The sequence below is a fragment of the Nocardioides korecus genome (genome assembly GCF_054778395.1).
Window position 1 is genome coordinate 34,262 of the sequence record NZ_BAAGZO010000008.1, and the last position, 22,713, is coordinate 56,974.

Sequence of the window (22,713 nt, forward strand, 5' to 3'; positions counted from 1 at the left end):
TACCGGTCCGGGTGCGGGATTGCACATCGGCGTACGGCGGGCCCGCGCGGAGCCCCGGAACGGATCCCGGCGGGCCTCACACCGGGCGCACCCAGGCCCAGGCCCGCTCGCCCCGCTCCCGCACCTCGCGCAGGCGCAGGCCCTCGGCCAGGCGCTGCAGGTCCTCGGACTCCACCACGAACCGGACCGGCCCGGCGACGTCGAGGACCATCGCCGCGGCGTCGTCCTGGCGGGCCGCGCGCGCGGCGTCGGCCAGCGACACCGGGACCGGTCTCGCCGCGGGGTCCCAGCCCTGGAGCGTCGCGCTCGAGGTGAACCCCAGGAGCGCCGTGCGGCCGTCGCGTCCGCGCAGCAGCACCGCGGCCATGTCGCTGGTCTTGTCGTGGGCCAGGCCCTGCTCGTCGACCTCCACCTCGCCCAGGACGGCCACGACCGGCACGAGCACCCGCGCCTCCTGGAGGACCGCCAGGGTCGCGAGGTGGAGGAGGTCGGGGTCCTCGTCGTACGCCGCGAGGGCGGCCGCGACCCCGTCCGGGGCCGAGCCGTCGTCGCCGGCGAAACCGGGGTCGGGGAGGGAGCGCACGAGCGTCATCCTCCCAGAGCCAGCGGCGCGGCCCCTTCCTCGGTGGCGTCGGGCTCGTGCCGCCCACCCGGTCCCGGCCTAGGCTGGGTCCATGGCCGGACCCGCTGCCCTCGCCGTCGACGTCACCCTGGACTCCACGACGTGGACCGCGCTCGCGCTGGTGCTGACCCTGATCGGGGCCGCCGTCACCGTGCTGGCCTGGCGCCGCCGGGGTCCGGCCTCGGCGACGCGGGCGCTGGCCTGGACGCTCGTGCCGGTCGCCGCCTGGCTGACCGGGACCCTGCGCCTGGTCGTGGCCGTGGTCGAGGACGTCGCCACCTGGGCGAGCCGCCTCGCCTTCTCCCCCACCGTGTGGGCTGGGGTCGTCGTGGCCGGCGTCTCGGTGGTGCTGTGGTGGGTCTCGGGCCGGATGCTGGCCCGCGGGATCGGCGTACGGGCCGTGGGGGGCCGGGGCGAGCGGTCGGTCGGCGCCGCGGGCGGGGCCCCCGCGACCGGGCGCCGCGCCACGGAGCCGACGTCACCGAAGCGCGGCGGCCGCACCGGCGGTCGCAAGGACGACGGGCTGGGCGACGTCGAGGGGATGGACGACATCGAGGCCATCCTGCGCAAGCACGGCATCTGAGTGCCGCGGGACCACCCGGCCGCGGGACCGGTCCTCGACCGGCTGCTGACCCGCAGCCCCACGCTCGGGTCGGGCCGGCTGCTCTGCGTCGACGGGCCCGCCGGGGCCGGCAAGACCACCCTGGCCGCGGCGGTCGCGGACCTGGTGCCCGGGGCGCGGGTCGTGCACGTCGACGACCTGCTCGCGGGCTGGCAGGGGCTACCAGGCCTGGCCGGCCGTTTCGAGGACCTGCTGCGGCCGCTGGCCGGTGACCGGCCTGGCTCCTACGTGCGCTGGGACTGGGTCGCCGGTGGCTGGGCCGAGACGGTGCCGGTGCGGCCGGGTCCGCTCCTGGTCCTGGAGGGGGTCGGGTCCGGTGCCGCGGCGTACGCCGACCTCAGGACGCTGCTGGTCTGGGTGCAGGCGCCCCACGACCTGCGGATGCGGCGCGGCCTCGAGCGCGACGGCGACGCCTTCGCCCCGCACTGGGAGCGGTGGGCGGCCGCCGAGGCCACGCTGTTCGCCCGCGAGGACACCCGGGCGCGCGCCGACGTGCTCGTCGACGGCCGCGACGGCACGCTCCTGGACCCCTGACCCCCTCTCGGCGTGGCCGGGCGTGCCGGCATCCCCCTCTCAGCGGGATGGAGCGTGCGGGGATCCCCCTCTCGGCGAGGTGCGGGGCGGCCCCTCCCGGGTCAGACCGTGGGGGTCCGGGCGGCGATGGTGGCGCGGATCTCGCGCACGGCGCGGCGGGCGCGGTCGCCGTCGGAGCCCTGGACGCCGATCAGCGAGATCGAGGTGCCGTCGGAGAGGTCGAGGCTGCCCCAGGGCGCGCCGCGGCGCAGGTGGACCGCGATCACCTGCGACCACTCGAAGCTGCGGCGGCGGTAGCCGTTGACCACGACCAAGCCCTCCGCGGTCGCGGTCACCCTCGAGCGCACCAAGGAGTTGTAGGTCAGGAACAGCAGCAGGCCCATCAGCACCAGCGTCGCGCGCTGGAAGACCGTGAACTGGCGGCGCACGTCGCCGGGCAGCAGGATCCAGACCGCCACCACCAGGACGACCAGCAGGCCGCCGAAGACCCAGATCGCGACCCGTACGCCGAACGGGCGCCACGTGTGCGGCAGCTCCGGGGGCTCGACGCGGGGGGCGGCCCCGCCGGCCGGGCTAGAGCCGGCAGGCATGGATGTCGGTCAGCAGGATGGCGCGGGCGCCGACCTCGTAGAGGTCGTCCATCAGCTTCTGGGCGCCGTCGCGGGGCACCATCGCGCGCACCGCGACCCAGCCCTCGCGGTGCAGCGGCGACAGCGTCGGGCCCTCGAGACCGGGGGTCAGCGCGACCGCCGCCTCGATGTGCTCGCGCGGCATGTCGTAGTCCATCATCACGTAGCTGCGGGCCACGAGGACCCCGTCGAGGCGCCGCTTGAAGATCTCGAAGCCGTGCGGCTCCACCGATCCGGCGCGGGCGATCAGGACGGCCTCGGACTCCAGGATGACGTCGCCGAGGATCTCCAGACCGGCCGCGCGCAGGGTGCTGCCGGTCTCGACGACGTCGGCGATCACGTCGGCGACGCCGAGCTGGATGCTGCTCTCCACGGCCCCGTCGAGGCGCACGACGTCGGCCTGGACGCCGCGCTCGGAGAGGTGGCGACGCACCACCCCGACGTACGACGTGGCGATCCGCTTGCCGGCCAGGTCGTCGAGGGAGCCCAGCGTGCCGGGGCGGGCCGCGAACCGGAACGACGAGCGGCCGAAGCCCAGCGTGCGGACCTCCTCGGCCTTGGAGCCCGAGTCGAGCAGCAGGTCGCGGCCGGTGATCCCGACGTCGAGGGTGCCCTCGCCGACGTAGAGCGCGATGTCGCGCGGGCGCAGGTAGAAGAACTCCACGCCGTTCTCGGCGTCGATCACCGAGAGCTGCTTGGAGTCGGTGCGCTGGCGGTAGCCGGCCTCGCGCAGCATCTCCGAGGCCGCCTGCGACAGCGCCCCCTTGTTGGGGATCGCGATCCGCAGCAGCGGCCGGTCCTCGGTCGAGGTGGTGGCGCCGGTCGAGCCTGTCAAGCCTGTCGAGACCGTGTTCACGTGGCTGATCCCCCTACAGGTGGGCGTAGACGTCGTCGAGCGAGATGCCGGCGGCCAGCATCATCACCTGCGCGTGGTAGAGCAGCTGGCTGAGCTCCTCGGCCGTGCGCTCGGGACCCTCGTGCTCGGCGGCCATCCAGGACTCGGCGGCCTCCTCGACCAGCTTCTTGCCGATGGTGTGCACCCCGGCGTCGAGCTCGGCCACGGTGCCCGAGCCCGCGGGCCGGGTGCGGGCCTTCTCGCCAAGCTCGGTCCAGAGCTCCTCGAACGTCTTCACGCCTCTAGGTTAGGCGTCGCGGCGCCGGCCAGGTCCCGCAGGGTGTGGGCGGTGACCAGGGCCGCGGCGGTCGCCTCGTAGCCCTTGTCCTCGGCCGATCCCTCGAGCCCGGCGCGGTCCAGGGCCTGCTGCTCGGTGTCGCAGGTCAGCAGGCCGAAGCCGACCGGGGTGCCAGTCTCCAGGGCGACGCGGGCCAGCCCGTCGGTCGCGGCGGAGCAGACGTACTCGAAGTGCGGGGTGCCGCCGCGGATCACGACGCCCAGCGCGACCACGGCGTCGTACGACGTGGCCAGCGCGCGGGCGACCACCGGCAGCTCGAAGGAGCCGGGGACGTGCACGACGCGGTGCTCGCCCACGGCGTACGCCGCCAGGGCCCGCTCGGCGCCGGCGACCAGGCCGCCCATCACCTGGTCGTGCCAGCTGCTGGCCACGACGGCGACGCGCAGGTGCGAGGAGTCGATCGGGTGGTCGGTGGGGCTGCCGTGACCGCTCATCGGCCGGCTCCTTCGGTGTCGGTGAGGTGGTCGCTGAGGGGGTGCGCCGGGTCGATCGACTCGGGCAGGCCGTCGAGCTGGTGGCCCATCCGGTCGCGCTTGGTGGTCAGGTAGGCCAGGTTGTGCCCGTTGGGCCGCGGCGTCAGGGCGACCCGCTCGGCCACCGGGATGCCGTAGGCCTCCAGGCTGCGGGTCTTCTCGGGGTTGTTGGTCAGCAGCCGGACGGTGCTCACCCCGAGGTCGCGCAGCACCTGGGTCGCGGCGCCGTAGTGGCGCGCGTCCGCGGGCAGCCCGAGGTCGAGGTTGGCGTCCACGGTGTCGCGACCGTGGTCCTGCAGCTCGTAGGCGCGCAGCTTGGCCAGCAGCCCGATCCCCCGGCCCTCGTGGCCGCGCAGGTAGACCACCACGCCCCGGCCCTCGGCGACGATCAGGTCCATCGCCTCGTCCAGCTGCGGCCCGCAGTCGCACCGCTCGGAGCCGAAGACGTCGCCGGTCAGGCACTCGCTGTGCACCCGGGTGAGCACCGGGGTGCCGTCGGTGAGCGCCTCGGGGTCGCCGTAGACGAGCGCGACGTGCTCGCTGCCGTCGACGGTGATCCGGTAGCCGAAGGCGGTGAAGTCGCCGTGCCGGGTGGGCAGCACGGTGCGGGCGACGCGCACGACGTGGTTCTCGGTGCGGCGACGGTGGTGGACCATCTGCTCGATCGAGATCATCTTCAGGCCGTGCTCGTCGGCGAAGGCACGCAGCTCGGGGGCGCGCTTCATGGTGCCGTCGTCGTTGACCACCTCGACCAGCACGCCGGCCGGGGTCAGGCCGGCCATCCGGGCCAGGTCGACGGCCGCCTCGGTGTGGCCGCGACGCACCAGCACTCCGCCCTCGCGGTAGCGCAGCGGGAAGACGTGACCGGGCCGGGTCAGCTCCCACGGCTCCGTGGCGGAGTCGGCCAGCACCCGCGCGGTGTGCGCGCGGTCGTGGGCCGAGATGCCGGTGGAGACGCCGTCGCGCGCGTCCACCGAGATCGTGTACGCCGTGCGGAGCTTGTCCTTGTTGTGGGGCGTCATCAGCGGGATCTCGAGCCGCTCGAGCATGTCGCCGGGCATCGGCACGCAGATCACCCCGCTGGAGTGGCGGATCGTGAACGCCATCAGCTCCGGGGTGGCCTTGGACGCGGCGAAGATCAGGTCGCCCTCGTTCTCGCGGTCCTCGTCGTCGACGACCACGACCGCCTTGCCGGCGGCGATGTCGGCGATCGCCTCCTCGACGTCGTCGAGACGGATCGACTCGTGCTGGCTCACGCCGGCACCTCCTGCTCCTCCGCCGCGACGGCGACGGGTTGTTCACGACGGGCGGCGCGCGCCCAGGTCACGAGACCGGCGACCACGAGGGCGCCGTACACCACGAAGAGGATCGCGGTGGGGTAGTAGCCCGAGTGCCACAGCAGCGGCACCCCGACGAGGTCGACGGCGATCCACGCGACCCAGAAGTCGGTCCACCCGCGCGCCATGGCGTAGGTCGCGACCATCGAGCCGACGAAGATCCACGCGTCGCACCAGTAGTACCAACGCGGTGCCGGGAACCCTGCGCCGACCACGCTGAAGACCCACTGGAGGACCAGCACCCCGGCGGCCGCGGCCACGAGCAGCGGCAGCCGCTCCCCGGCCGTGGCCCAGCGCGGGGTCAGGGCGTGCTCGGTGTCGGGCGCCCCGGACGTGACGTCGTGGCCGGCGCGCGCGGCCCGCACGGCGCGCCAGCGCTGCCAGCCGTAGATGCTGGTGAGCACGAAGAACACCTGGCGTCCGGCCTGCCCGAAGAGCGGCACGGGCGCGTCGGCCTCGAACGTGGCGGCCACGAAGACCGTGAACAGCAGCACGTTGCCCACGATGCCGACGGGCCAGGCCCAGACCTTGCGGCGCAGGCCGCCCAGGGCCGAGGCGAACCCGAAGCCGTTGCCCAGGATCTCGCGCCAGGTGATCGGGTGGCCGGCGATGCTGACCTGGGCGTCGTACAGGGAGGTCAGGAGGCTCATGGGCGCACCATCTTCTCGACGTACTTGGCGATCACGTCGACCTCGAGGTTGACCGTCTCCCCCGGCGCCCGCGAGCCCAGCGTCGTGCGGGCCAGGGTCTCGGGGATCAGGCTCACGGTGAAGGAGTCGGCGCGGACCTCGACCACGGTCAGCGAGATGCCGTCCACGGTGATCGAGCCCTTGGGCACCAGGTAGCGGTCCAGCTCGCTCGCGCCGTCGGGGCCGGTCGGGAGCGCGATCTCGACGACCTCCCAGTGCTCGCTGGGGGTGCGGGAGCGCACGGTGCCGGTGCCGTCGACGTGGCCCTGGACGATGTGACCGCCCAGACGGGTGCTCGGGGTGACGGCGCGCTCGAGGTTGACCCGGGCGCCTGGCGCCAGCGCCCCCAGGGAGGACTTGTCCAGGGTCTCGCGCATCACGTCGGCGGTGAACAGCTCGCCGTCGCGCTGCGCGACGGTCAGGCAGACGCCGTTGACGCAGATGGAGTCGCCCAGCGCGGCGTCCTGGGTCACGACCGGCCCGCGCACGCTCAGGCGCACGGCGTCGCCCTGGTCCTCCAGCGACTCGACGGTGCCGAGCTCCTCGACGATCCCGGTGAACATCTAGTGCCCTTCTCCCTGTGAGGTCGGTGCCTGATCGGTGTGGTCGGTGCGGCCGGTGTGCTCGGTCTGGTCGGTGTCCCGGTGCGGGACCAGCGTGAGCCGCACGTCGGCGTCCTCGCGCGGGTCGGTGCTCCTGATCGTGGTGGCCTCGACCAGCCGCAGGCGCAACGCCGCGTCGATCGTGGAAATGCCCAGGTCGCCCACGGCAGGGGCGCCCGCCCCGAGCAGCACCGGGGCGACGTAGGCGACCACCTCGTCGACGAGCCCGGCGCGCAGGAAGGCGGCGGCCAGGGTCGGGCCGCCCTCGAGGAACACGTGGCGACGGCCCAGGTCGTGCAGGCGGGCCAGCGCCTCGCGGGGGTCGCGGGTCCGCAGCAGGACCGTCTCGGCGGCGGCGTCGAGGACCCGGCGGTCGGAGGCGGTCGCCCGCTCCCCCACCACCGCGCGCAGCGGCTGGTGCGGCACCGGCTCGTCGACCTCGTCGCGCACGGTCAGCTGGGGGTCGTCGGTCGCGACCGTCCCGGTCCCGACCAGCACCACGTCGCACTGCCCGCGCAGGCGGTGCACGTCGCGGCGGGCGGCGGCCGAGGTGATCCAGCGGCTGGTCCCGTCGGCTGCCGCGCTCCGCCCGTCGAGGGTCGCGGCCAGCTTCCAGGTCACGAACGGTCGGCCGTGCTCCAGGGCGAAGGTCCAGGCCCGGTTGAGCCGGCGCGACTCGGCCTCCGCCAGGCCCTCGACGACCTCGATCCCGGCGGCGCGCAGGGTCGCGGTGCCGCCGCTGGCCAGCGGGTTGGGGTCGCGCTGGGCCAGCACCACACGGCGTACGCCGGCCTCGACGAGCGCGCGCGAGCACGGGCCCGTACGGCCGGTGTGGTTGCAGGGCTCGAGCGTCACCACGGCCGTGGTCCCGGCGGCCGACCCGCCGGCCTCGGCGAGCGCCGTCAGGGCGGCGACCTCGGCGTGGGGCGTGCCGGCGCCGCGGTGGAACCCCTCGGCGACCTCGGTGCCGTCGGCGTCCAGCAGGACGCAGCCCACCCGCGGGTTCGGTCCGAGGGGTACGCCGGGCGTCGCGGCCAGCTCGAGGGCGCGACGCATCGCGCGCTGCTCCGCGGCGCTGACGTCCATCTCCACCCTCCGTCGTCGACGCTCGCGCACGACGGGGGTGTCCGGCGCCCCGGGACTGCACCGGTGCGCCTGCGCTCTTCTCATCCGGACTGTGACCGTCGGTCCAGGAGTTCCACCTGGTCAACCGGCCGCGGGATGCGGTCGGGTCGCGGACTGTCACCGCCGGTGCGGATTTTCACCGCCCCCAGAGCACGCGAGCAGAATCTGCTCGAACGCGTCGAAGTCTGCCACAGCGCGGGTGACCCCCACCCGGCACGTCACGGTGCGGACGCGGCAAGACCCGGGTCGTGGCGGACGACCCGGGTCTGCACGGCGGTCGCGGGGCCGGGAGCGAGCCCCCTCCCAAGGATGGTCCCGTGCCCGGCGTTGCCGCCACGATCGGGTGTACCCACCCGATCTCGACCCATGCGCGGGGTCCGAGGGGCGGTCGCCGCGCGTCTCGGGAGGTGGCCGGGAGGCGCGGGGTCGGGCGCGCGGGTCGGGCGCAGGATCAGGCGCGGGCGGCGGTGTCGCGCAGCTCGCGGACCATCGCGTCGGGGTCCTCGGCGGAGTAGACGGCCGAGCCGGCCACGAACACGTCGGCACCGGCCTCCGCGCAGCGCTCGACGGTCTCCAGCGAGACGCCGCCGTCGACCTGCAGCCAGACCTCGAGGCCGGCGGCCGAGATCAGCTCGCGGGCCCGGCGGATCTTGGGCAGGCACAGGTCGAGGAACTTCTGGCCCCCGAAGCCGGGCTCGACCGTCATCACCAGCAGCATGTCGAGCTCGCCCAGCATGCCGGCGCAGGCCTCCACCGGGGTGGCCGGCTTGAGGGCCATCGAGGCCCGGGCGCCCTTGGCGCGGATCTCGCGGGCCAGCCGCACCGGGGCCGCGGCCGCCTCGAGGTGGAAGGTGACCGACCCGGCCCCCGCCTCGGCGTACGCCGGTGCCCAGCGGTCGGGGTCCGCGATCATCAGGTGGGCGTCGATCGGCAGGTCGCTGCGGGCGGCCAGGCTCTCGACGACGGGGAGCCCCAGGGTCAGGTTGGGCACGAAGTGGTTGTCCATCACGTCGACGTGGACCCAGTCGGCGCTGGGGATCCGCGCCACCTCCTCGGCGAGGCGGGAGAGGTCGGCGTTGAGGATGCTCGGCGTGATCTGGAGGCCCATGGTGGGCCCCAGGTTAGCCGCGTGGACGGGACTAGTTCGGGCCGGCACCGCGTTGCGCCCCCCATGTCCAGCTCACCCACCGACACGCTCACCCGCCCCCGCGACCGGCGACCGACCTCGGGCCAGGTGCCGCCGTCGGCGGCCGCCAAGCCGCCCCAGGTGGTCGTCGCCGGCGTCGGCGCCCTGGTCGCCGTCGGTCTCGGCCTGCTGGTGTGGCAGCGCTCGGGCCAGGTGCCGGCCGTCCTCTACGTCATCGGCACGGCCCTGGGCTTCGTGCTGTTCCACAGCCGCTTCGGGTTCACCTCCGCCTGGCGCCAGCTGGTCGCGGTGCGCCAGGGCGCCGGGCTGCGCGCCCACATGCTGATGATCGGGGTGGCGGCGACGCTGTTCGCCCCGATCCTGGCCGGCGGCGTGGTCTGGCACGGCGCGGCCGCCACCCCGTCGCTGGCCCCGATCGGCTTCGGGGTGACCGTCGGCGCGTTCCTGTTCGGCGCCGGCATGCAGATCGGCGGGTCGTGCGCCTCCGGCACGCTCTTCGCCGTCGGCAGCGGCCAGACGGCGATCCTGATCACGCTGGCCGGCTTCGTCGGCGGGTCCACGCTGGGCGCCTACCAGTTCTCCTGGTGGACCGACGACCTGCCCCGCCACGCCCCGATCTCGCTGGCCTCCACCTCGTGGGGCTACCCCGGCGCCTGGCTGATCACGATGGCCGTGATCGGGCTGATCGTCGCGGCGACGTACGTCGTGGGGCGCCGGGCCCCCGCCGGCTCCGTGCCGCCGGTCGACCGCGCTCCCGTGGCCCGCGGTCTGGCCCGCGCCGCCCGCGGCTCCTGGCCGCTCTGGGTCGGGGCGCTGCTGCTCGCCGGCCTCAACGCCCTGACCCTGTGGGTCTCGGGCAGCGCCTGGGGCATCACCTTCGCGTTCGCCCTGTGGGGCTCCAAGCTGCTCGACGTGCTCGGCGTGGACGTGGGCTCGTGGAGCTACTGGCAGGACCCGGCCAACGCCGCGAAGTTCGACGCGGGCTGGCTGGCGGAGAAGACCTCGGTGATGGACCTCGGCATCATCCTGGGCGCGCTGGTCGCCTCGGCGCTCGCGGGCGCCTTCGTGGTGCACCGCCGGATCCCGCTCCGGCTCGCGCTCGGCGCGGTCGTGGGCGGCGTGATGATGGGGTACGGCGCCCGGATCGCCTTCGGCTGCAACATCGGCGCCTACTTCGACGGGATCGCCTCCTTCAGCCTGCACGGCTGGCTCTGGGGCGCGATGGCGCTGCTCGGCACCGTCCTGGGCCTGCGGCTGCGCCCGCTCTTCGGCCTGGGCAACCCGGCCCCGGGCGACTCCGTCTGCTGAGGGGTCCGGCGAGGGGTCCGGGTAGTCCCTGACGATCCGGTGGTCCGTGTCCGACATGTCCCGACCAGATCGTCCGGGACCACCCGCCCTCAGCGGCGCAGGACGGCCAGGAACATGGCGTCGGTGCCGTGGCGGTGCGGCCACAGCTGGACGGCGCCCTCGAGGTGGGCCGAGCCGGCGTCGGTTGCCTCGGGGAGCAGCGGCCGGGCGTCCTCCACGACGACGTCCGGGTGCTGCTCCAGCACGGCCCGCACGACCCCGGCGGTCTCGCTCACGACCGGCGAGCAGGTGGCGTAGACGACCACGCCGCCGGGCCGCACGGACTCCAGCGCGCGGTCGAGCAGGGCCCGCTGGAGGACGACGAGGTCGCCGACGTCGCCCGGCGTACGCCGCCAGCGGCTCTCGGGCCGGCGTCGCAGGGCCCCCAGCCCGGAGCAGGGGGCGTCGACCAGCACGCGGTCGAAGGTGCCCTCGTGCCACGGGGGTCGGGTGCCGTCGCCGGTGACCACGTCGCCGGTGGTGGCGCGCAGGGCCTGGCGCACGAGCAGGGCGCGGTGCGGCTGACGCTCGTTGGCCAGCAGCCGGGCGCCGCGCTGGTCGGCCAGGGCGGCCAGCAGCGCGGCCTTGCCGCCGGGTCCGGCGCACAGGTCCAACCAGCGCTCGTCGCGGCCCTGCACCTCGGCGCGGGCCAGCGCGAGCGCGACCAGCTGCGAGCCGGCGTCCTGCACCCCGGCCCGCCCCTCGCGCACGGCGGGCACGGCTCCCGGGTCGCCCCCGTCCAGGGCCACCGCGAGCGGGGAGATCGCCAGGCGCTCGCCGCCCAGCTCCGCGACCTCGCACAGGCCGGGCCGCGCCACCAGCGTCACGCGGGGGCGCTCGTTGTCGGCGGCGAGCAGCGCCTCGAGCTCGTCGGGCCGGGCGAGCGCCCGGTCGAGCTCGGTGACGATCCACCGCGGGTGGGAGGTGCGCACGTCCGGGCCGGCGCCGAGCTCGTCCATCCAGCCGTCGAGGTCGCGAGCGGCCAGGCGCCGCATCACGGCGTTGGTGAAGCCGGCCGGCTTGTGGCCGACGCGCGTGCGCACGAGCTCGACGGTGCTGGCCACGGCGGCGTGGTCGGGGACGCGCATGGCCAGGACCTGGTGGGCCCCCAGCCGGAGCGCGTCGCGGACCCCGGGATCGGGGCGGCGGTCCACGAGGTGGTCGATCACGGCGTCGTACGTCCCCTGGCCGCGCAGCGTGCCGCCGACCAGCTCGGTGGCGAACGCCGCGTCCCGGGTCTCCAGGCCGCGCTCGCGCAGCAGCTGGGGCAGCACCAGGTTGGCGTAGGCTTCGTCGGTGCGTACCGCGGTCAGCACGTCGAAGGCGAGCAGGCGCGCGGAGTCGACCTTGGGGACCTTCTCGGTGCTCGGCTCCCGGCGGGGTGCTCCACCGGCGGGACGCGCACCGGCACCGGGCCCGCCCCGGCGTCCGCGCGCTCCGCCCGCCCCGTCGGTACGCCGGGGCCGCCGGGGCCGCTGCTCGGCCGGGCTCACCCGAGGTGCTCGCGGACCAGTCGGCGCGGGGCGTTGGCGGCCCACGCGTCGGTGATCACCTCACGCAGCTCGGCCACGGTGATCTCGTGCAGCCGGGAGAGCCGGACCAGGACGGAGGGGTGGCTGCGAAAGTGGTCGATGGTGAAGAAGGGGCCCTCGGCCTCCACCAGCGTCACTTGTGCCGCGGGGTCGCCGAGCTTGACCACCACGAGGTCGTGGTAGGGCTCACCGGTCTCCGGGTCGACGGCGGTCGTGTGCGGCTTGCGGTAGAGCACGAACCCGCGACCCTTGTCCTCGCCGCCGCGCACCCGGTGCGGCACCAGCCACGTCGGCACGTCGCCCCACGAGGTGCCGAACCAGGTGCCGGGCAGGCCCGCGCAGATCTCGTCCACGTCGGCCGGCGTCGCGGGACGGTCCTCCGGCCCGGAGCCGGCGGGACCGTCGGTCGTGGACATCGGCCCAGCGTACGACCGGGCGAGGTCGGGCGGCACCGCCAGCGCGCTCAGGTCGTCCCCGCCCCGGCACCGAAGGACGCGCCGGACTCCAGGCGCGCACCGCGCGCCCAGTCGGCGGCGTCCATCTCCTTCTTGCCGAACGGCTTGACCCGGCCGAGCTGCACGGGCCCGGTGGCGGTGCCGACGAAGACGGCGTTCTTGGTGACCTCGAGCAGGCCGGGCGCCAGGCGCTCGCGGCCCACGGGTCGCACGGGGCCCAGCTTGACCCGCTCCCCGGCGTACGTCGTCCAGGCGCCGGGGGCCGGCGTGCACGCGCGCACCCGGCGGTCGACCGCGACGGCGGGCTCGGCCCAGTCGACCTCGGCGTCCTCGACCAGGATCTTGGGGGCCAGGCTGACGCCCTCGGCCTGCTGCTCGCGCGCCTCGAGGGTGCCGTCCTCGATGCCGTCGAGGGTCTGGACCAGCAGCCCGGCCCCGCCCTCGGCCAGTCGCTCGAGCAGGTCGCCGGCGGTGTCGCCGGGGCGGATCGTCTGCGTCATGGTGCCGTACGTCGGCCCGGCGTCGAGCTCCTTGACGATGCGGAACGTGGTCGCGCCGCTGACCTCGTCGCCGGCCCAGACGGCGTGCTGCACCGGGGCCGCGCCGCGCCACGACGGCAGCACCGAGAAGTGGAGGTTGACCCAGCCGTGGACGGGGATGTCGAGGGCGGACTGCGGCAGCAGCGCGCCGTACGCCACGACCGGGCAGCAGTCGGGGGCCAGCGCGCGCAGCGCGGCCTGGAAGTCGGGGTCGCGCGGGTGCTCGGGCTTGAGCACCGGCACCCCGAGCTCCTCGGCGCGACGGCCCACGGGGCTCGGGGTGAGCCGCCGTCCGCGTCCCGCGGGTGCGTCCGGGCGGGTGACGACCCCGACCAGCTCGTGGCGGCTGGCGGCGACGGCCTCCAGCGCGGGCAGGGCGACCTCGGGGGTGCCGGCGAAGACCACCCGCATCAGATGCCGAACCCGTTCGTGGGGTGCGGGGAGACCTTGACCTGCGGGGCGGCGCCGAACCACTCCGCCTCGCGGATGTAGCGCATCGCCTCCTTGCGCGACTCCCGGTCCAGGCGGTCCACGAAGATGATGCCGTCGAGGTGGTCGGTCTCGTGCTGGATCGCCCGCGCGAGCATCTCCGAGCCCTCGACCACGAGCGGCTCCCCGTGCATGTCGAAGCCGTTGGCCACCACCGACAGCGCCCGGAGGCACTCGATGCTGAACCCGGGGATGGACAGGCACCCCTCGGCGCCCTCCTGCTGCTCCGGCGACAGGGTCAGCGTCGGGTTCACCAGGTGACCGAGCTCGCCGTCGACGTGCCAGGTGAAGACCCGCAGGCCCACGCCCACCTGGGGCGCGGCCAACCCGGCGCCGGGGGCGTCGAGCATGGTGTCGGTGAGGTCGGCCACCAGGGTCCGCAGCTCCTTGTCGAAGTCGACGACGGGGGCTGCGGGCGTGCGCAGCACCGGGTCGCCGAAGAGCCTGATCGGCCTGACGGACACAGTTCCTCCTCGCACACGACGTGAGCCGCCCAGTCTAGGAGGGACGGCGCACCGGACCGGCCACCCCTCCCGGTCGCCGGGGCCGCTCACCCCAGCGAGGCCGGATCCACCTCGATGCGCAGGTGCGGCAGCTTGCGGGTCGAGCGGTGCACCTGCAGGTCCCGCAGGGCGGCGGACAGGGCCGGTCCGGCGGCCCGGGGCACCCGGACGACGTACCGCACCTCCCCGACCTCGCGGGCGTCGCGCTCGTCGACCGGCGCCGGGCCCAGCACCTCGGCCCCGGGCGGCCAGGTGGCGCCCTCCACCGCGGGCCGCACGTCCGCGGGCGCGCCCTGCACCGTCGCGACCCGCGAGGCCGGCGGCAGGTGGGCCGAGAGCCGCTCGTCGATCTCCCGCCGGGCCAGGCCGGCGGGGTCCCAGCGGACCAGCGCCTGGAGCGAGGGCTCCGCAGCGTCGCCCACGGCCAGCACCCGCGGGGGTGCCCCGGCCCCGCCACCGTCGCCGTCGCCCGCGCTCGGCGCCCGCACGAGGGCGGCGGCGTTGGCCCAGCGGCGGTAGGCCTCCTCGGCCGCCCGCAGGTCGGCGCGCCCCAGCAGCAGCCAGGTGTCGAGCAGCACCACGGCGGCGTACCCCCCGACGGCCACCGGCTCCGCACCGGGCGTCGCCACGACCACCGCCGGCTCGTCCGGCACCTCGGCGAGCACCCGCTCCCCGGCTGAGGAGCGCTTGACCACGACCCCGGGCAGGGCCCGACCGAGCTCCTCCGCGGTCCGGTCGTCGCCCAGCACGGGGGCCCGCAGCGCCCGCCCGCCGCACTCCGGGCAGGCCCAGGACGGCGCCGGCGTGGCGCACCAGCCGCACTCGGCGGGGCGGTGGGCGCGCAGCTGCCGCAGGGGCCCGTGGCAGACCGCGCACAGCGCTGGGTGCCGGCAGCGGGCGCAGGCCAGCCGGGTGGCGTAGCCGACCCGCGGGGCCTGGACCAGCACCGGCCCCTCCTGGACCGCCGAGCGCAGCAGCTGGAGCGCCTCGCTGGGCAGGCGGGCGCTGCGGGCCCCGGCGTCGCGCTCGAGGTCGACGTCGGTGTCACCGGTCAGGTGCACGGCCACGCGTCGGCGTACGACGTCCCGGGGTGCGGCGACCTCGGTGGCCCACCCGGTGCGCAGGAGGTACTCCGCCTCGACGCTGCGGGCGTGCGCCGCCAGCAGAGCTGCGCACCCGCGCTCCTGGGCGCGCATCAGCAGCACCTCGCGGGCGTGCGGGTACGGCGCCCGCGGCTCGTCGTGGAGGTCGTCGCCGTCGTCCCAGATCGCCACCAGCCCGAGGTCGCGGACCGGCGCGAACGCCGCCGCCCGCGTGCCGATCGCGATCCGCACCCGACCCCGGCTCAGGGCCAGGAACGCCCGGTAGCGCTTGGCCGGCCCCGGGTCGGCCGAGAGCCGGACGTGGCGCCCGGTCCCCAGCCGCTGCACGAGGGCCTGGTCGAGCCGGTCGAGGTCGCGGTGGTCGGGCACGCAGACCAGGGCGCCCCGGCCGCTGGCGGCGGTCGCGACCACGGCCTCGGCCAGGACCTCGGCCCAGTCGTCGCCGGGCAGGACCGACCAGACCGTGCGCGGGTCCTCGCCCGCGGCCAGCGCCGCCACCGTCTCGGGGCCGCCGGTGTAGGCGCCCACCACGGCCGGGTCGGGGTCCCCCTCCACCTCGGGCGCGACCGGCGGCTCCTGCTTCTCCACCGCCGCGTGGCGCGGTGGCACGGCCAGCCGGAGGACGTCGGACCGGCTGCCGGCGTACCTCCTCGCGACGGCCTCGGTCAGCGCCGCGATGTCGGGGGTGAGCACCGGCTCGGCGCTGACCACCCGGCGCAGCGGCACCAGCCGGCCGGTGTGCTCGGTGGTGGCGGCGCGCTCCAGGACGAAGCCGTCGACCTCCTGGCCGGCGAACCGCACCTTGACCCGGACCCCCGGGAGCGCGGTCGCGGCCATGGTCGCGGGGACGGCGTAGTCGAAGGGCCGGTCCAGGTGCGCCAGCGGCACGTCGACCAGCACCCGGGCCACCGGGTCGACCTCGGCGCGCGGCACCGCCTTCTTCTCCACCGGCGGCGGCGTGGTGCGCGCGACGGCCTTGGCCCGCTCGGGGGGCGGCAGCAGCTCCAGCTGCTGCTCCTCCCCCTCACCCATGGCCGCATGCTCTCACCCGGGTGCGACAGGCGGGCCGGGGCCGGGGAGTCGCGGTGGGGCCGGCGGTTTCCCAGGTGATGAACCGAAACTGCCTCTCTGCACACAGAGCAACCTGGGCAGAGAGGCAGGGTGGGCTCATCACCTGGGAAACTGGACCGCGCGGGGTCGAGCCGGCCCCGGGGTCGCTGTACGCCGGAGGGGGTCGGGCAGAGCGTCGGGTGGTCGGGCGAACGTTCGGCCGACCACCCGACTGATCCCCGGCTAGCCGGGGATCAGTCGGTCCCGGGGCTCAGACCCCCGCGGCGGCCTTGAGGGCGTCGGCGCGGGTGGCCTTCTCCCAGGTGAAGTCGTCGAGCTCGCGACCGAAGTGGCCGTACGCCGCGGTCTGGGCGTAGATCGGGCGCAGCAGGTCGAGGTCGCGGATGATCGCGGCGGGGCGCAGGTCGAAGACCTCGAGGACGGCCTTCTGGATGACCTCGTCGGAGACGACGCCGGTGCCGAAGGTCTCGACGAAGACGCCGACGGGCTGGGCCTTGCCGATGGCGTAGGCGACCTGGACCTCGGCGCGACGGGCCAGGCCCGCGGCGACGATGTTCTTGGCCACCCACCGCATCGCGTACGCCGCGGAGCGGTCGACCTTCGACGGGTCCTTGCCGGAGAACGCGCCGCCGCCGTGGCGGGCCATGCCGCCGTAGGTGTCGACGATGATCTTGCGACCGGTCAGGCCGGCGTCGCCCATCGGGCCGCCGACCACGAAGATGCCGGTGGGGTTGACCAGCACGCGGTGGTCGTCGGAGGGGATGTCGAACATCGCCAGCACCGGGTCGATGACGTGCTGCTTGATGTCGGCCTCGAGCTGCTCGAGGGAGACCTCGGCGGCGTGCTGGGTGGAGAGCACCACGGTGTCGACGCGGACGGGGCTGTCCTGGTCGTCGTACTCGATGGTGACCTGGGTCTTGCCGTCGGGCCGCAGGTAGTCGAGCGTGCCGTCCTTGCGGACCGCGGTCAGCCGCTCCGAGAGGCGGTGGGCGATCGTGATCGGCAGCGGCATCAGCTCGGGGGTGTCGTCGCAGGCGTAGCCGAACATCAGGCCCTGGTCGCCCGCACCCTGCTGGTCGACCTCGTCAGCCGAGGATCCGACGCGGGACTCGTGACCGTGGTCGACACCGGCGGCGATGTCGGCGGACTGGCCGCCGATGGCGACCTGGACGCCGCAGGACTTGCCGTCGAAGCCCTTGAGGGAGGAGTCGTAGCCGATCTCGAGGATCTTGGCGCGGACCAGCTCGGCGACCGGCGCGTAGGCGTTGGTGCGGACCTCGCCGGCCACGACCACCAGCCCGGTGGTCAGGAGGGTCTCGACGGCGACGCGGAGGTTCTTCTTGTCCTCGTCGTGCGCGAGCAGGTAGTCCAGGACGGTGTCGCTGATCGCGTCGGCGATCTTGTCGGGGTGACCCTCGGTCACGGACTCGGAGGTGAACAGTCGGCCGGTCACTTCATCTTCTCCTGCGGTGTGTGGTGCGGGACGTGGTCAAGAGCATCTGGGGCCGGGTCACGGCCGCCTTCGACACTAACCGAGGGCACGCGAGCGGCACTCGCGTCTCACGGTGTGTCGACCCGGGCCGCCACGACGGCGTCCCAGATCACGTGGGCCAGGGCCGACTTGGAGCCCCGGGGGACGGGGGTGGTCGAGCCGTCGCGACCCAGCACGACGGCCTCGTTGTCCTCGGAGCCGAAGACCGCTCCCCCGCCGACGTCGTTGACGACCAGCAGGTCGCAGCCCTTGCGGGCGAGCTTGGCGCGGGCGTGGTCCATCACCGAGCCCTGCCCGTCGCCGGTCTCGGCGGCGAACCCGACCACGACCTGGCCGGCCCGGGACCGGTGGGCGGCGAGGCCGGCGAGGATGTCGGGGTTCTCCACCAGCGTGATCTGCGGGGTGGCGCCGTCGGGGCGCTTCTTGATCTTGGCGCCCGCGACGTCGACGGGGCGGAAGTCGGCCGGCGCGGCCGCCATCACCACGGCGTCGGCGTCCGCGCTGGCCGCGACCACCTCGCGCTGGAGCTCCTGCGTCGTCTCCACCCGTACGACGTGCACGCCGGCCGGGTCCGGGAGCGTCACGTTGGCCGCCACGAGGGTGACCCGGGCGCCCCGCGCCGCCGCGGTGCGGGCCAGGGCCACGCCCTGGCGACCCGAGGAGCGGTTGCCCAGGAACCGCACCGGGTCGAGCGGCTCGCGGGTGCCGCCGGCCGAGACGACGACGTGCAGGCCGGCCAGGTCCTGCCCGGTGGCCTGCCCGGTGGTGCTGCGGGCCAGGACGTCGGTGGCCAGCGCGAAGATCTCCGCGGGGTCCGGGAGACGACCCTTGCCGGTGTCGGCGCCGGTCAGGCGGCCCTCGGCCGGGTCGATCACGACCACCCCGCGCGAGCGCAGAGTGGCGACGTTGGCCTGCGTGGCCGGGTGCTCCCACATCTCGGTGTGCATCGCGGGGGCCATCACCACCGGGCAGGTGGCGGTCAGCAGGGTGTTGGTGAGCAGGTCGTCGGCCAGCCCGTGGGCGGCCTTGGCCAGCAGGTCGGTGGTCGCGGGGGCGACGACGACGAGGTCGGCCTCGCGGCCCAGCCGGACGTGGGGCACCTCGTGGACGTGGTCCCAGACGTCGCTGGCCACGGGCCGGCCGGACAGGGCCGCCCAGGTCGCGGCGCCCACGAACTCCAAGGCGGCGCGGGTGGGCACGACGGTGACGTCGTGGCCGGACTCGGTGAGGCGGCGCAGCAGCTCGCAGGCCTTGTACGCAGCGATCCCGCCGCTCACGCCGAGGACGACGCGAGGGCGGGACCGCTCACCCTGCTCGGGCGAGGTCACGCAGAGAGCCTGGAGGAGACGGTCACTCGACCGTGGGCTCGACGGCGGGGGTGGCGGCGGCCTCGGCCGCGGCGGCCTCCTCGGCAGCGATCGCCTCGGGGTCGATGTCCTCGCAGGTCAGCATGTCCTCGTTGATCTCGCGGAGCGCGATCGAGAGGGGCTTCTCCTGCACGTGGGTGTCGACCAGCGGGCCGACGTACTCCAGCAGGCCCTCGCCCAGCTGGGAGTAGTAGGCGTTGATCTGACGGGCACGCTTGGCTCCGTAGAGGACCAGCTTGTACTTCGAGTCGGTCTTGGTGAGCAGGTCGTCGATCGGGGGGTTCGTGATCCCCTCGGCGACGGCTTGCGCACCCTTGGGGGCACCGGACACGCTCATCGAGCCTCACTCACACGTTGGGGTCTGTGGTCGAGACGGGGCAGCATCAGGAGGAGTCCTGGGCCCCGGACCGGGTCAACTCTACCAATTCCTCACCCGCAGCGTGAATCGTGCGGTTGACGATCGTGTGGTCGAACTCCGGCTCGGCCGCCAGCTCGACCCGCGCCGACTCCAGGCGACGCTCGCGCTCGGCCTCGTCCTCGGTGCCGCGCCCGACCAGACGACGCACCAGCTCCTCCCAGGACGGGGGCGCCAGGAAGACGAAGCGGGCCTCGGGCATCCGCTCGCGCACCTGCCGCGCACCCTGGAGGTCGATCTCCAGCAGGGCGGGGCGACCGGCCGCCAGGGCCTCGAGGACCGGCCCCCGGGGCGTGCCGTAGCGCGCACCGCGGTGCACCACGGCCCACTCGAGCAGGTCGTCATGCTCGACCATGCGGTCGAACGCGGCGTCGTCCACGAAGTGGTAGTGGACCCCGTCGCGCTCGCCGGGCCGGCGGACCCGCGTCGTGGCGGAGACCGAGATCCAGATCTCGGGGTGGTGCTCACGCACCCACGCCGTCAGGGTGCCCTTGCCGACCGCGGTCGGGCCGGCCAGGACGGTCAGGCGCGGGCCGTCGGGGCTCACTCGCCGCTGAACTCGGCCACGAGGGCCGCGGCCTGCTTGACGCCCAGGCCGCGCACGCGGCGGGTCTCGGAGATCTTCAGCTTCTCCATCACCTGGCGGGCGCGCACCTTGCCGATGCCGGGCATCGACTGCAGCAGCTCGCTGACGCGCATCTTGCCGACGACCTCGTTGACCTGGCCCTCCTGGACCACCTCGGCCAGCGAGGCACCGGAGTGCTTGAGGCGGTTCTTGACCTCGGCGCGCTCGCGTCGGGAGGCGGCTGCCTTCGCGAGTGCTGCCTGGCGCTGTTCGGGCGTGAGGGGCGGCAAGGCCACGGATTCGTCCTCGTCTTCTGCTCGCACGTCGAGCCGGGGGGGAATGTCGGGATTGCCGCCAAACGTAGTCGTGCGGCGGGACCCGCTGCAACGCGGGACACTACCTGCGGACGCTCAGGAGACCAACGTCACCGGCGATCGCCGGGCCAAGGGGTGGACCAGGGGCGTCAGAGGCCGAAGTTGACCTTGCACACGTCGCGGGCCTGCTGCTCGATCCCGCTGGCCGCGGCCAGGGTGTCGTCGGTGCCCAGCTGCGCCACGGCGTCGGCGATCCCGGCCCGCTGGGCGGTGGTCAGGCCGGCCGGGGGCTTGCCGCCGACGAACTGCGAGGGCTTGACCCCCGCGCGGTCCAGGGCCTTCTGGAGGCCGTCCAGGGCCGCCAGGAAGGTCTGCCACTCGTCGGCGACGTCCGAGGGCGCCGCGTCGGCCAGGTCGTGCAGGAAGCGCCGGTCGGCCAGCAGGGGCGACGGCGAGTCCGAGTCGAGCATGGCCGCGATCCTGGGCCGGTCGGCGTCCAGCTTGGAGCAGTAGGCGTCCACCGTGCTCTGGCCGCACCCGGTCAGCGGCAGCAGGCAGGTCAGCGCCACGACGACCGCGGCGCCCCTCACCGACCTCACGAGGGCGCACCCGCCCGGAGGGCCGCGAAGTCGTCGCCGGCGCGGTCGGCGGCGGCCCGCAGGGCGTCGGGGTCCGGCCCGGCCCGGAGCACCTCGCGCGAGGACGAGGGCAGCACCAGGTCCAGGCAGCCCGCGAAGATCCTGCGCACGTCCTGGGCCGTGCCGCCCTGGGCGCCGATGCCGGGCACCAGCAGCGGTCCGCCGATGGCCAGGTCCTCCCCCTCGCCGGTCCCGGCGATGGTGGCCCCCACCACGGCCCCGAAGGACCCCAGGGGCTCGGCGCCCTGGTTGTGGCGGGCCAGCTGGCGCAGCACCTCGCCGGCCACGCTGCGGCCGCCGTCCATCCGGGCGTGCTGGAGCGGAGGCGCCTCGGGGTTGGAGGTCAGGGCCAGCACGAACACACCCTTGCCGTGCTTCCTCGCCGTGTCGAGCATCGGGTCCACGCTGCCGAACCCGAGGTACGGCGAGGCGGTGATCGCGTCGGCCGCCAGGGGCGAGCGCGGGTCGAGGTAGGCGTCGGCGTACGCCTGGGCGGTGGTGCCGATGTCGCCGCGCTTGACGTCGAGCACGCTGAGGCCGCCGGCCTCGTGGATCGTGGCCAGCGTCCGCTCCAGCACCGCGACCCCGCGGGAGCCGTGGCGCTCGAAGAACGCCGACTGCGGCTTGAGGGCGGCGACCCGGTCGGCCAGCGCCTCGGCGACCGTGAGGGCGAACGTCTCGAGGCCCGCGACCGAGTCGGCCAGGCCCCAGGCCTCGAGCAGGCCCGGGTGCGGGTCGATGCCGACGCACAGGGGTGCCCTCTCGGCCAGTGCGGCGTGCAGCCGGGCGCCGAAGGGCGCGGAGCCGGGCGCGCTCACGACGCCGTTCCGCTGCGGCTGCGGCGGGCCAGCGCGGCGTTGGTGCGCGCCGGCCACCACGGGCCGCCGTACACGAACGCGGTGTAGACCTGGAGCAGGTCGGCGCCGGCCTCCAGGCGCTCGACGGCGTCCTCCATGCTGCTGATCCCACCGGCCCCGACCAGCACCAGGTCGGGTCCGACGCGCCTCCGCAGCAGGCGCACCACCTCGGTGGCCCGGGCGCGGAGCGGCGGGCCGGAGAGTCCCCCGCCGCCGGCGGCCTCGACCTCGGCGGCGGGCGAGGCCAGCCCGTCGCGGGTGATCGTGGTGTTGGTCGCGACGATCCCGTCCAGACCCGAGGCCACGGCCAGGTCGGCCACGGCGAGCACGTCGGCGTCGTCGAGATCGGGGGCGATCTTGACCAGGAGCGGCACGTGGTGGTCGGTCACGTCGTCGGCCCGTCGCCGCACGGCGGCCAGGAGCGGCTCGAGCCGGTCCACGGCCTGGAGCAGCCGGAGCCCCGGCGTGTTCGGCGAGGACACGTTGACCACGAGGTAGTCCGCGAACGGCGCGAGCAGCCCGGCGCTCTTCTCGTGGTCGAGGATCGCGTGCTCCTCCGGGACCCGCTTGGTCTTGCCGATGTTGATCCCCAGGGGTACGCCGACCCGCTGGCCGGCCGGGCGGGCCTGGCGCGCCTGGCGCTCCCGGCGCCCGGCCAGTCGCCGGGCCACGACCTCGGCCCCGTCGTTGTTGAAGCCCATCCGGTTCACGATCGCCCGGTCGGCGGTGAGCCGGGCGAGCCGGGGCCGGGGGTTGCCGGGCTGGGGCTCGCCGGTGACGGTGCCGATCTCCACCGACCCGAACCCCAGGTTGGCCAGCGCGTCGATCCCGGCGCCGTTCTTGTCGAAGCCGGCGGCCAGCCCGAGCAGCCCCGGGAAGTCCAGGCCCAGGACCCGGGTCGAGGTGCCCGGGGATACCCGGGCCACCCGACCGCCCACCAGCCGGGTCAGCGGCTCGGCGCCGCGGATGGCCCGGAAGGCGGTGTGGTGGGCCCACTCGGGGTCGGTGCGGGTCAGGACGGTGTCGAAGACGCGCTGGTAGGCACCCACGGGC

At 75.0% G+C, this 22,713-nt stretch carries 26 protein-coding genes and 1 riboswitch; of the genes, 3 read left to right on the top strand and 23 right to left on the bottom strand.

All coding sequences use genetic code 11. The features are described 5' to 3' along the window. Positions 1 to 76: 76 nt before the first annotated feature. On the bottom strand, positions 77 to 583 hold the full coding sequence (locus ACYVDA_RS16100; protein ID WP_460819449.1) for an SseB family protein: 507 nt from the start codon (positions 581 to 583) through the stop codon (positions 77 to 79). Positions 584 to 674: 91 nt separating this feature from the next. Between ACYVDA_RS16100 and ACYVDA_RS16105 the strand changes: the two genes are divergently transcribed. After that, positions 675 to 1,205: a hypothetical protein gene (locus ACYVDA_RS16105; protein WP_460819450.1), complete on the top strand. Its 531-nt coding sequence runs from the start codon at positions 675 to 677 to the stop codon at positions 1,203 to 1,205. Next, a complete protein-coding gene (locus tag ACYVDA_RS16110) occupies positions 1,206 to 1,778 on the top strand; it encodes a nucleoside/nucleotide kinase family protein (protein ID WP_460819451.1) in 573 nt (190 codons plus the stop codon). A 101-nt stretch (positions 1,779 to 1,879) separates the two neighbouring features. Here ACYVDA_RS16110 and ACYVDA_RS16115 read toward each other — a convergent pair whose 3' ends face one another. The 9 genes from ACYVDA_RS16115 to rpe all read right to left on the bottom strand — a co-directional run bounded on the left by ACYVDA_RS16115 (position 1,880) and on the right by rpe (position 8,934). Beyond that, positions 1,880 to 2,368 (bottom strand): PH domain-containing protein, encoded by a 489-nt coding sequence (locus ACYVDA_RS16115; RefSeq protein WP_460819452.1) that lies wholly within the window; start codon positions 2,366 to 2,368, stop codon positions 1,880 to 1,882. Next, positions 2,352 to 3,197, bottom strand: coding sequence for an ATP phosphoribosyltransferase (gene hisG / locus ACYVDA_RS16120; protein ID WP_460819615.1), 846 nt, complete (start codon positions 3,195 to 3,197; stop codon positions 2,352 to 2,354). The genes ACYVDA_RS16115 and hisG overlap by 17 nt, the downstream gene beginning before the upstream one ends. A 79-nt stretch (positions 3,198 to 3,276) precedes the next feature. After that, positions 3,277 to 3,540, bottom strand: coding sequence for a phosphoribosyl-ATP diphosphatase (locus ACYVDA_RS16125; protein WP_460819453.1), 264 nt, complete (start codon positions 3,538 to 3,540; stop codon positions 3,277 to 3,279). Continuing rightward, on the bottom strand, positions 3,537 to 4,034 hold the full coding sequence (gene ribH / locus ACYVDA_RS16130) for a 6,7-dimethyl-8-ribityllumazine synthase (protein ID WP_460819454.1): 498 nt from the start codon (positions 4,032 to 4,034) through the stop codon (positions 3,537 to 3,539). The genes ACYVDA_RS16125 and ribH overlap by 4 nt, the downstream gene beginning before the upstream one ends. Then, the gene (locus ACYVDA_RS16135) at positions 4,031 to 5,329 is read right to left on the bottom strand and encodes a bifunctional 3,4-dihydroxy-2-butanone-4-phosphate synthase/GTP cyclohydrolase II (protein ID WP_460819456.1); all 1,299 of its coding nucleotides are present in this window, start codon (positions 5,327 to 5,329) and stop codon (positions 4,031 to 4,033) included. Before ACYVDA_RS16135 ends, ribH begins: the two co-directional genes overlap by 4 nt. Further along, a complete protein-coding gene (locus ACYVDA_RS16140) occupies positions 5,326 to 6,060 on the bottom strand; it encodes a nicotinamide mononucleotide transporter family protein (RefSeq protein ID WP_460819457.1) in 735 nt (244 codons plus the stop codon). The genes ACYVDA_RS16135 and ACYVDA_RS16140 overlap by 4 nt, the downstream gene beginning before the upstream one ends. Then, complete coding sequence (locus ACYVDA_RS16145) at positions 6,057 to 6,662, bottom strand: riboflavin synthase (RefSeq protein ID WP_460819458.1); 606 nt, start codon at positions 6,660 to 6,662, stop codon at positions 6,057 to 6,059. Before ACYVDA_RS16145 ends, ACYVDA_RS16140 begins: the two co-directional genes overlap by 4 nt. Beyond that, positions 6,663 to 7,787: a bifunctional diaminohydroxyphosphoribosylaminopyrimidine deaminase/5-amino-6-(5-phosphoribosylamino)uracil reductase RibD gene (gene ribD / locus ACYVDA_RS16150; RefSeq protein ID WP_460819459.1), complete on the bottom strand. Its 1,125-nt coding sequence runs from the start codon at positions 7,785 to 7,787 to the stop codon at positions 6,663 to 6,665. It abuts the gene before it with no gap. A 69-nt stretch (positions 7,788 to 7,856) separates the two neighbouring features. Continuing rightward, positions 7,857 to 7,982, bottom strand: a riboswitch (FMN riboswitch). Between the two features lie 295 nt (positions 7,983 to 8,277). Continuing rightward, entirely contained in the window at positions 8,278 to 8,934 is a 657-nt protein-coding gene (gene rpe / locus ACYVDA_RS16155; protein ID WP_460819460.1) for a ribulose-phosphate 3-epimerase, read from the bottom strand. 63 nt (positions 8,935 to 8,997) lie between these two features. Between rpe and ACYVDA_RS16160 the strand changes: the two genes are divergently transcribed. Next, positions 8,998 to 10,281: a YeeE/YedE family protein gene (locus ACYVDA_RS16160; RefSeq protein WP_460819461.1), complete on the top strand. Its 1,284-nt coding sequence runs from the start codon at positions 8,998 to 9,000 to the stop codon at positions 10,279 to 10,281. An 89-nt stretch (positions 10,282 to 10,370) separates the two neighbouring features. Here ACYVDA_RS16160 and ACYVDA_RS16165 read toward each other — a convergent pair whose 3' ends face one another. From ACYVDA_RS16165 to ACYVDA_RS16225, 13 genes are all read right to left on the bottom strand, one after another. After that, a complete protein-coding gene (locus tag ACYVDA_RS16165; protein WP_460819616.1) occupies positions 10,371 to 11,651 on the bottom strand; it encodes an RsmB/NOP family class I SAM-dependent RNA methyltransferase in 1,281 nt (426 codons plus the stop codon). Between the two features lie 158 nt (positions 11,652 to 11,809). After that, the gene (locus tag ACYVDA_RS16170; protein ID WP_460819462.1) at positions 11,810 to 12,268 is read right to left on the bottom strand and encodes a hypothetical protein; all 459 of its coding nucleotides are present in this window, start codon (positions 12,266 to 12,268) and stop codon (positions 11,810 to 11,812) included. 47 nt (positions 12,269 to 12,315) lie between these two features. Further along, positions 12,316 to 13,257, bottom strand: coding sequence for a methionyl-tRNA formyltransferase (gene fmt, locus ACYVDA_RS16175; protein ID WP_460819463.1), 942 nt, complete (start codon positions 13,255 to 13,257; stop codon positions 12,316 to 12,318). After that, positions 13,257 to 13,799 (bottom strand): peptide deformylase, encoded by a 543-nt coding sequence (gene def, locus ACYVDA_RS16180; protein WP_460819464.1) that lies wholly within the window; start codon positions 13,797 to 13,799, stop codon positions 13,257 to 13,259. The genes fmt and def overlap by 1 nt, the downstream gene beginning before the upstream one ends. A gap of 86 nt (positions 13,800 to 13,885) precedes the next feature. Next, complete coding sequence (locus tag ACYVDA_RS16185) at positions 13,886 to 15,973, bottom strand: primosomal protein N' (protein ID WP_460819465.1); 2,088 nt, start codon at positions 15,971 to 15,973, stop codon at positions 13,886 to 13,888. Positions 15,974 to 16,262: 289 nt separating this feature from the next. Then, entirely contained in the window at positions 16,263 to 17,465 is a 1,203-nt protein-coding gene (gene metK, locus ACYVDA_RS16190) for a methionine adenosyltransferase (RefSeq protein ID WP_460819466.1), read from the bottom strand. 107 nt (positions 17,466 to 17,572) lie between these two features. After that, entirely contained in the window at positions 17,573 to 18,832 is a 1,260-nt protein-coding gene (gene coaBC / locus ACYVDA_RS16195; protein ID WP_460819467.1) for a bifunctional phosphopantothenoylcysteine decarboxylase/phosphopantothenate--cysteine ligase CoaBC, read from the bottom strand. A gap of 22 nt (positions 18,833 to 18,854) precedes the next feature. After that, positions 18,855 to 19,202, bottom strand: coding sequence for a DNA-directed RNA polymerase subunit omega (rpoZ, locus tag ACYVDA_RS16200; RefSeq protein ID WP_460819468.1), 348 nt, complete (start codon positions 19,200 to 19,202; stop codon positions 18,855 to 18,857). A 52-nt stretch (positions 19,203 to 19,254) separates the two neighbouring features. Then, positions 19,255 to 19,833 carry a guanylate kinase gene (gmk, locus tag ACYVDA_RS16205; protein WP_460819469.1) on the bottom strand — a complete coding sequence of 193 codons (579 nt, stop codon included), beginning with the start codon at positions 19,831 to 19,833 and terminating at the stop codon, positions 19,255 to 19,257. Beyond that, positions 19,830 to 20,147, bottom strand: a complete 318-nt coding sequence (gene mihF / locus ACYVDA_RS16210) for an integration host factor, actinobacterial type (protein WP_460819470.1) — start codon at positions 20,145 to 20,147, stop codon at positions 19,830 to 19,832. Before mihF ends, gmk begins: the two co-directional genes overlap by 4 nt. 167 nt (positions 20,148 to 20,314) lie before the next feature. After that, complete coding sequence (locus ACYVDA_RS16215) at positions 20,315 to 20,764, bottom strand: hypothetical protein (protein WP_460819471.1); 450 nt, start codon at positions 20,762 to 20,764, stop codon at positions 20,315 to 20,317. Further along, positions 20,761 to 21,621, bottom strand: coding sequence for an orotidine-5'-phosphate decarboxylase (pyrF, locus tag ACYVDA_RS16220; RefSeq protein ID WP_460819473.1), 861 nt, complete (start codon positions 21,619 to 21,621; stop codon positions 20,761 to 20,763). Before pyrF ends, ACYVDA_RS16215 begins: the two co-directional genes overlap by 4 nt. Further along, entirely contained in the window at positions 21,618 to 22,709 is a 1,092-nt protein-coding gene (locus tag ACYVDA_RS16225) for a quinone-dependent dihydroorotate dehydrogenase (RefSeq protein ID WP_460819475.1), read from the bottom strand. Before ACYVDA_RS16225 ends, pyrF begins: the two co-directional genes overlap by 4 nt. Positions 22,710 to 22,713: the final 4 nt, after the last annotated feature.

What these genes read in the sequence shown, in the direction of transcription:
- ACYVDA_RS16105 (WP_460819450.1), top strand. Translation starts at nt 675, where the DNA reads ATGGCCGGACCCGCTGCCCTCGCCGTCGACGTCACCCTGGACTCCACG.
- ACYVDA_RS16115 (WP_460819452.1), bottom strand. Translation starts at nt 2,368, where the DNA reads ATGCCTGCCGGCTCTAGCCCGGCCGGCGGGGCCGCCCCCCGCGTCGAG.
- ribH (WP_460819454.1), bottom strand. Translation starts at nt 4,034, where the DNA reads ATGAGCGGTCACGGCAGCCCCACCGACCACCCGATCGACTCCTCGCAC.
- ACYVDA_RS16140 (WP_460819457.1), bottom strand. Translation starts at nt 6,060, where the DNA reads ATGAGCCTCCTGACCTCCCTGTACGACGCCCAGGTCAGCATCGCCGGC.
- ACYVDA_RS16145 (WP_460819458.1), bottom strand. Translation starts at nt 6,662, where the DNA reads ATGTTCACCGGGATCGTCGAGGAGCTCGGCACCGTCGAGTCGCTGGAG.
- ribD (WP_460819459.1), bottom strand. Translation starts at nt 7,787, where the DNA reads ATGGACGTCAGCGCCGCGGAGCAGCGCGCGATGCGTCGCGCCCTCGAG.
- rpe (WP_460819460.1), bottom strand. Translation starts at nt 8,934, where the DNA reads ATGGGCCTCCAGATCACGCCGAGCATCCTCAACGCCGACCTCTCCCGC.
- ACYVDA_RS16160 (WP_460819461.1), top strand. Translation starts at nt 8,998, where the DNA reads ATGTCCAGCTCACCCACCGACACGCTCACCCGCCCCCGCGACCGGCGA.
- ACYVDA_RS16170 (WP_460819462.1), bottom strand. Translation starts at nt 12,268, where the DNA reads ATGTCCACGACCGACGGTCCCGCCGGCTCCGGGCCGGAGGACCGTCCC.
- fmt (WP_460819463.1), bottom strand. Translation starts at nt 13,257, where the DNA reads ATGCGGGTGGTCTTCGCCGGCACCCCCGAGGTCGCCCTGCCCGCGCTG.
- ACYVDA_RS16185 (WP_460819465.1), bottom strand. Translation starts at nt 15,973, where the DNA reads ATGGGTGAGGGGGAGGAGCAGCAGCTGGAGCTGCTGCCGCCCCCCGAG.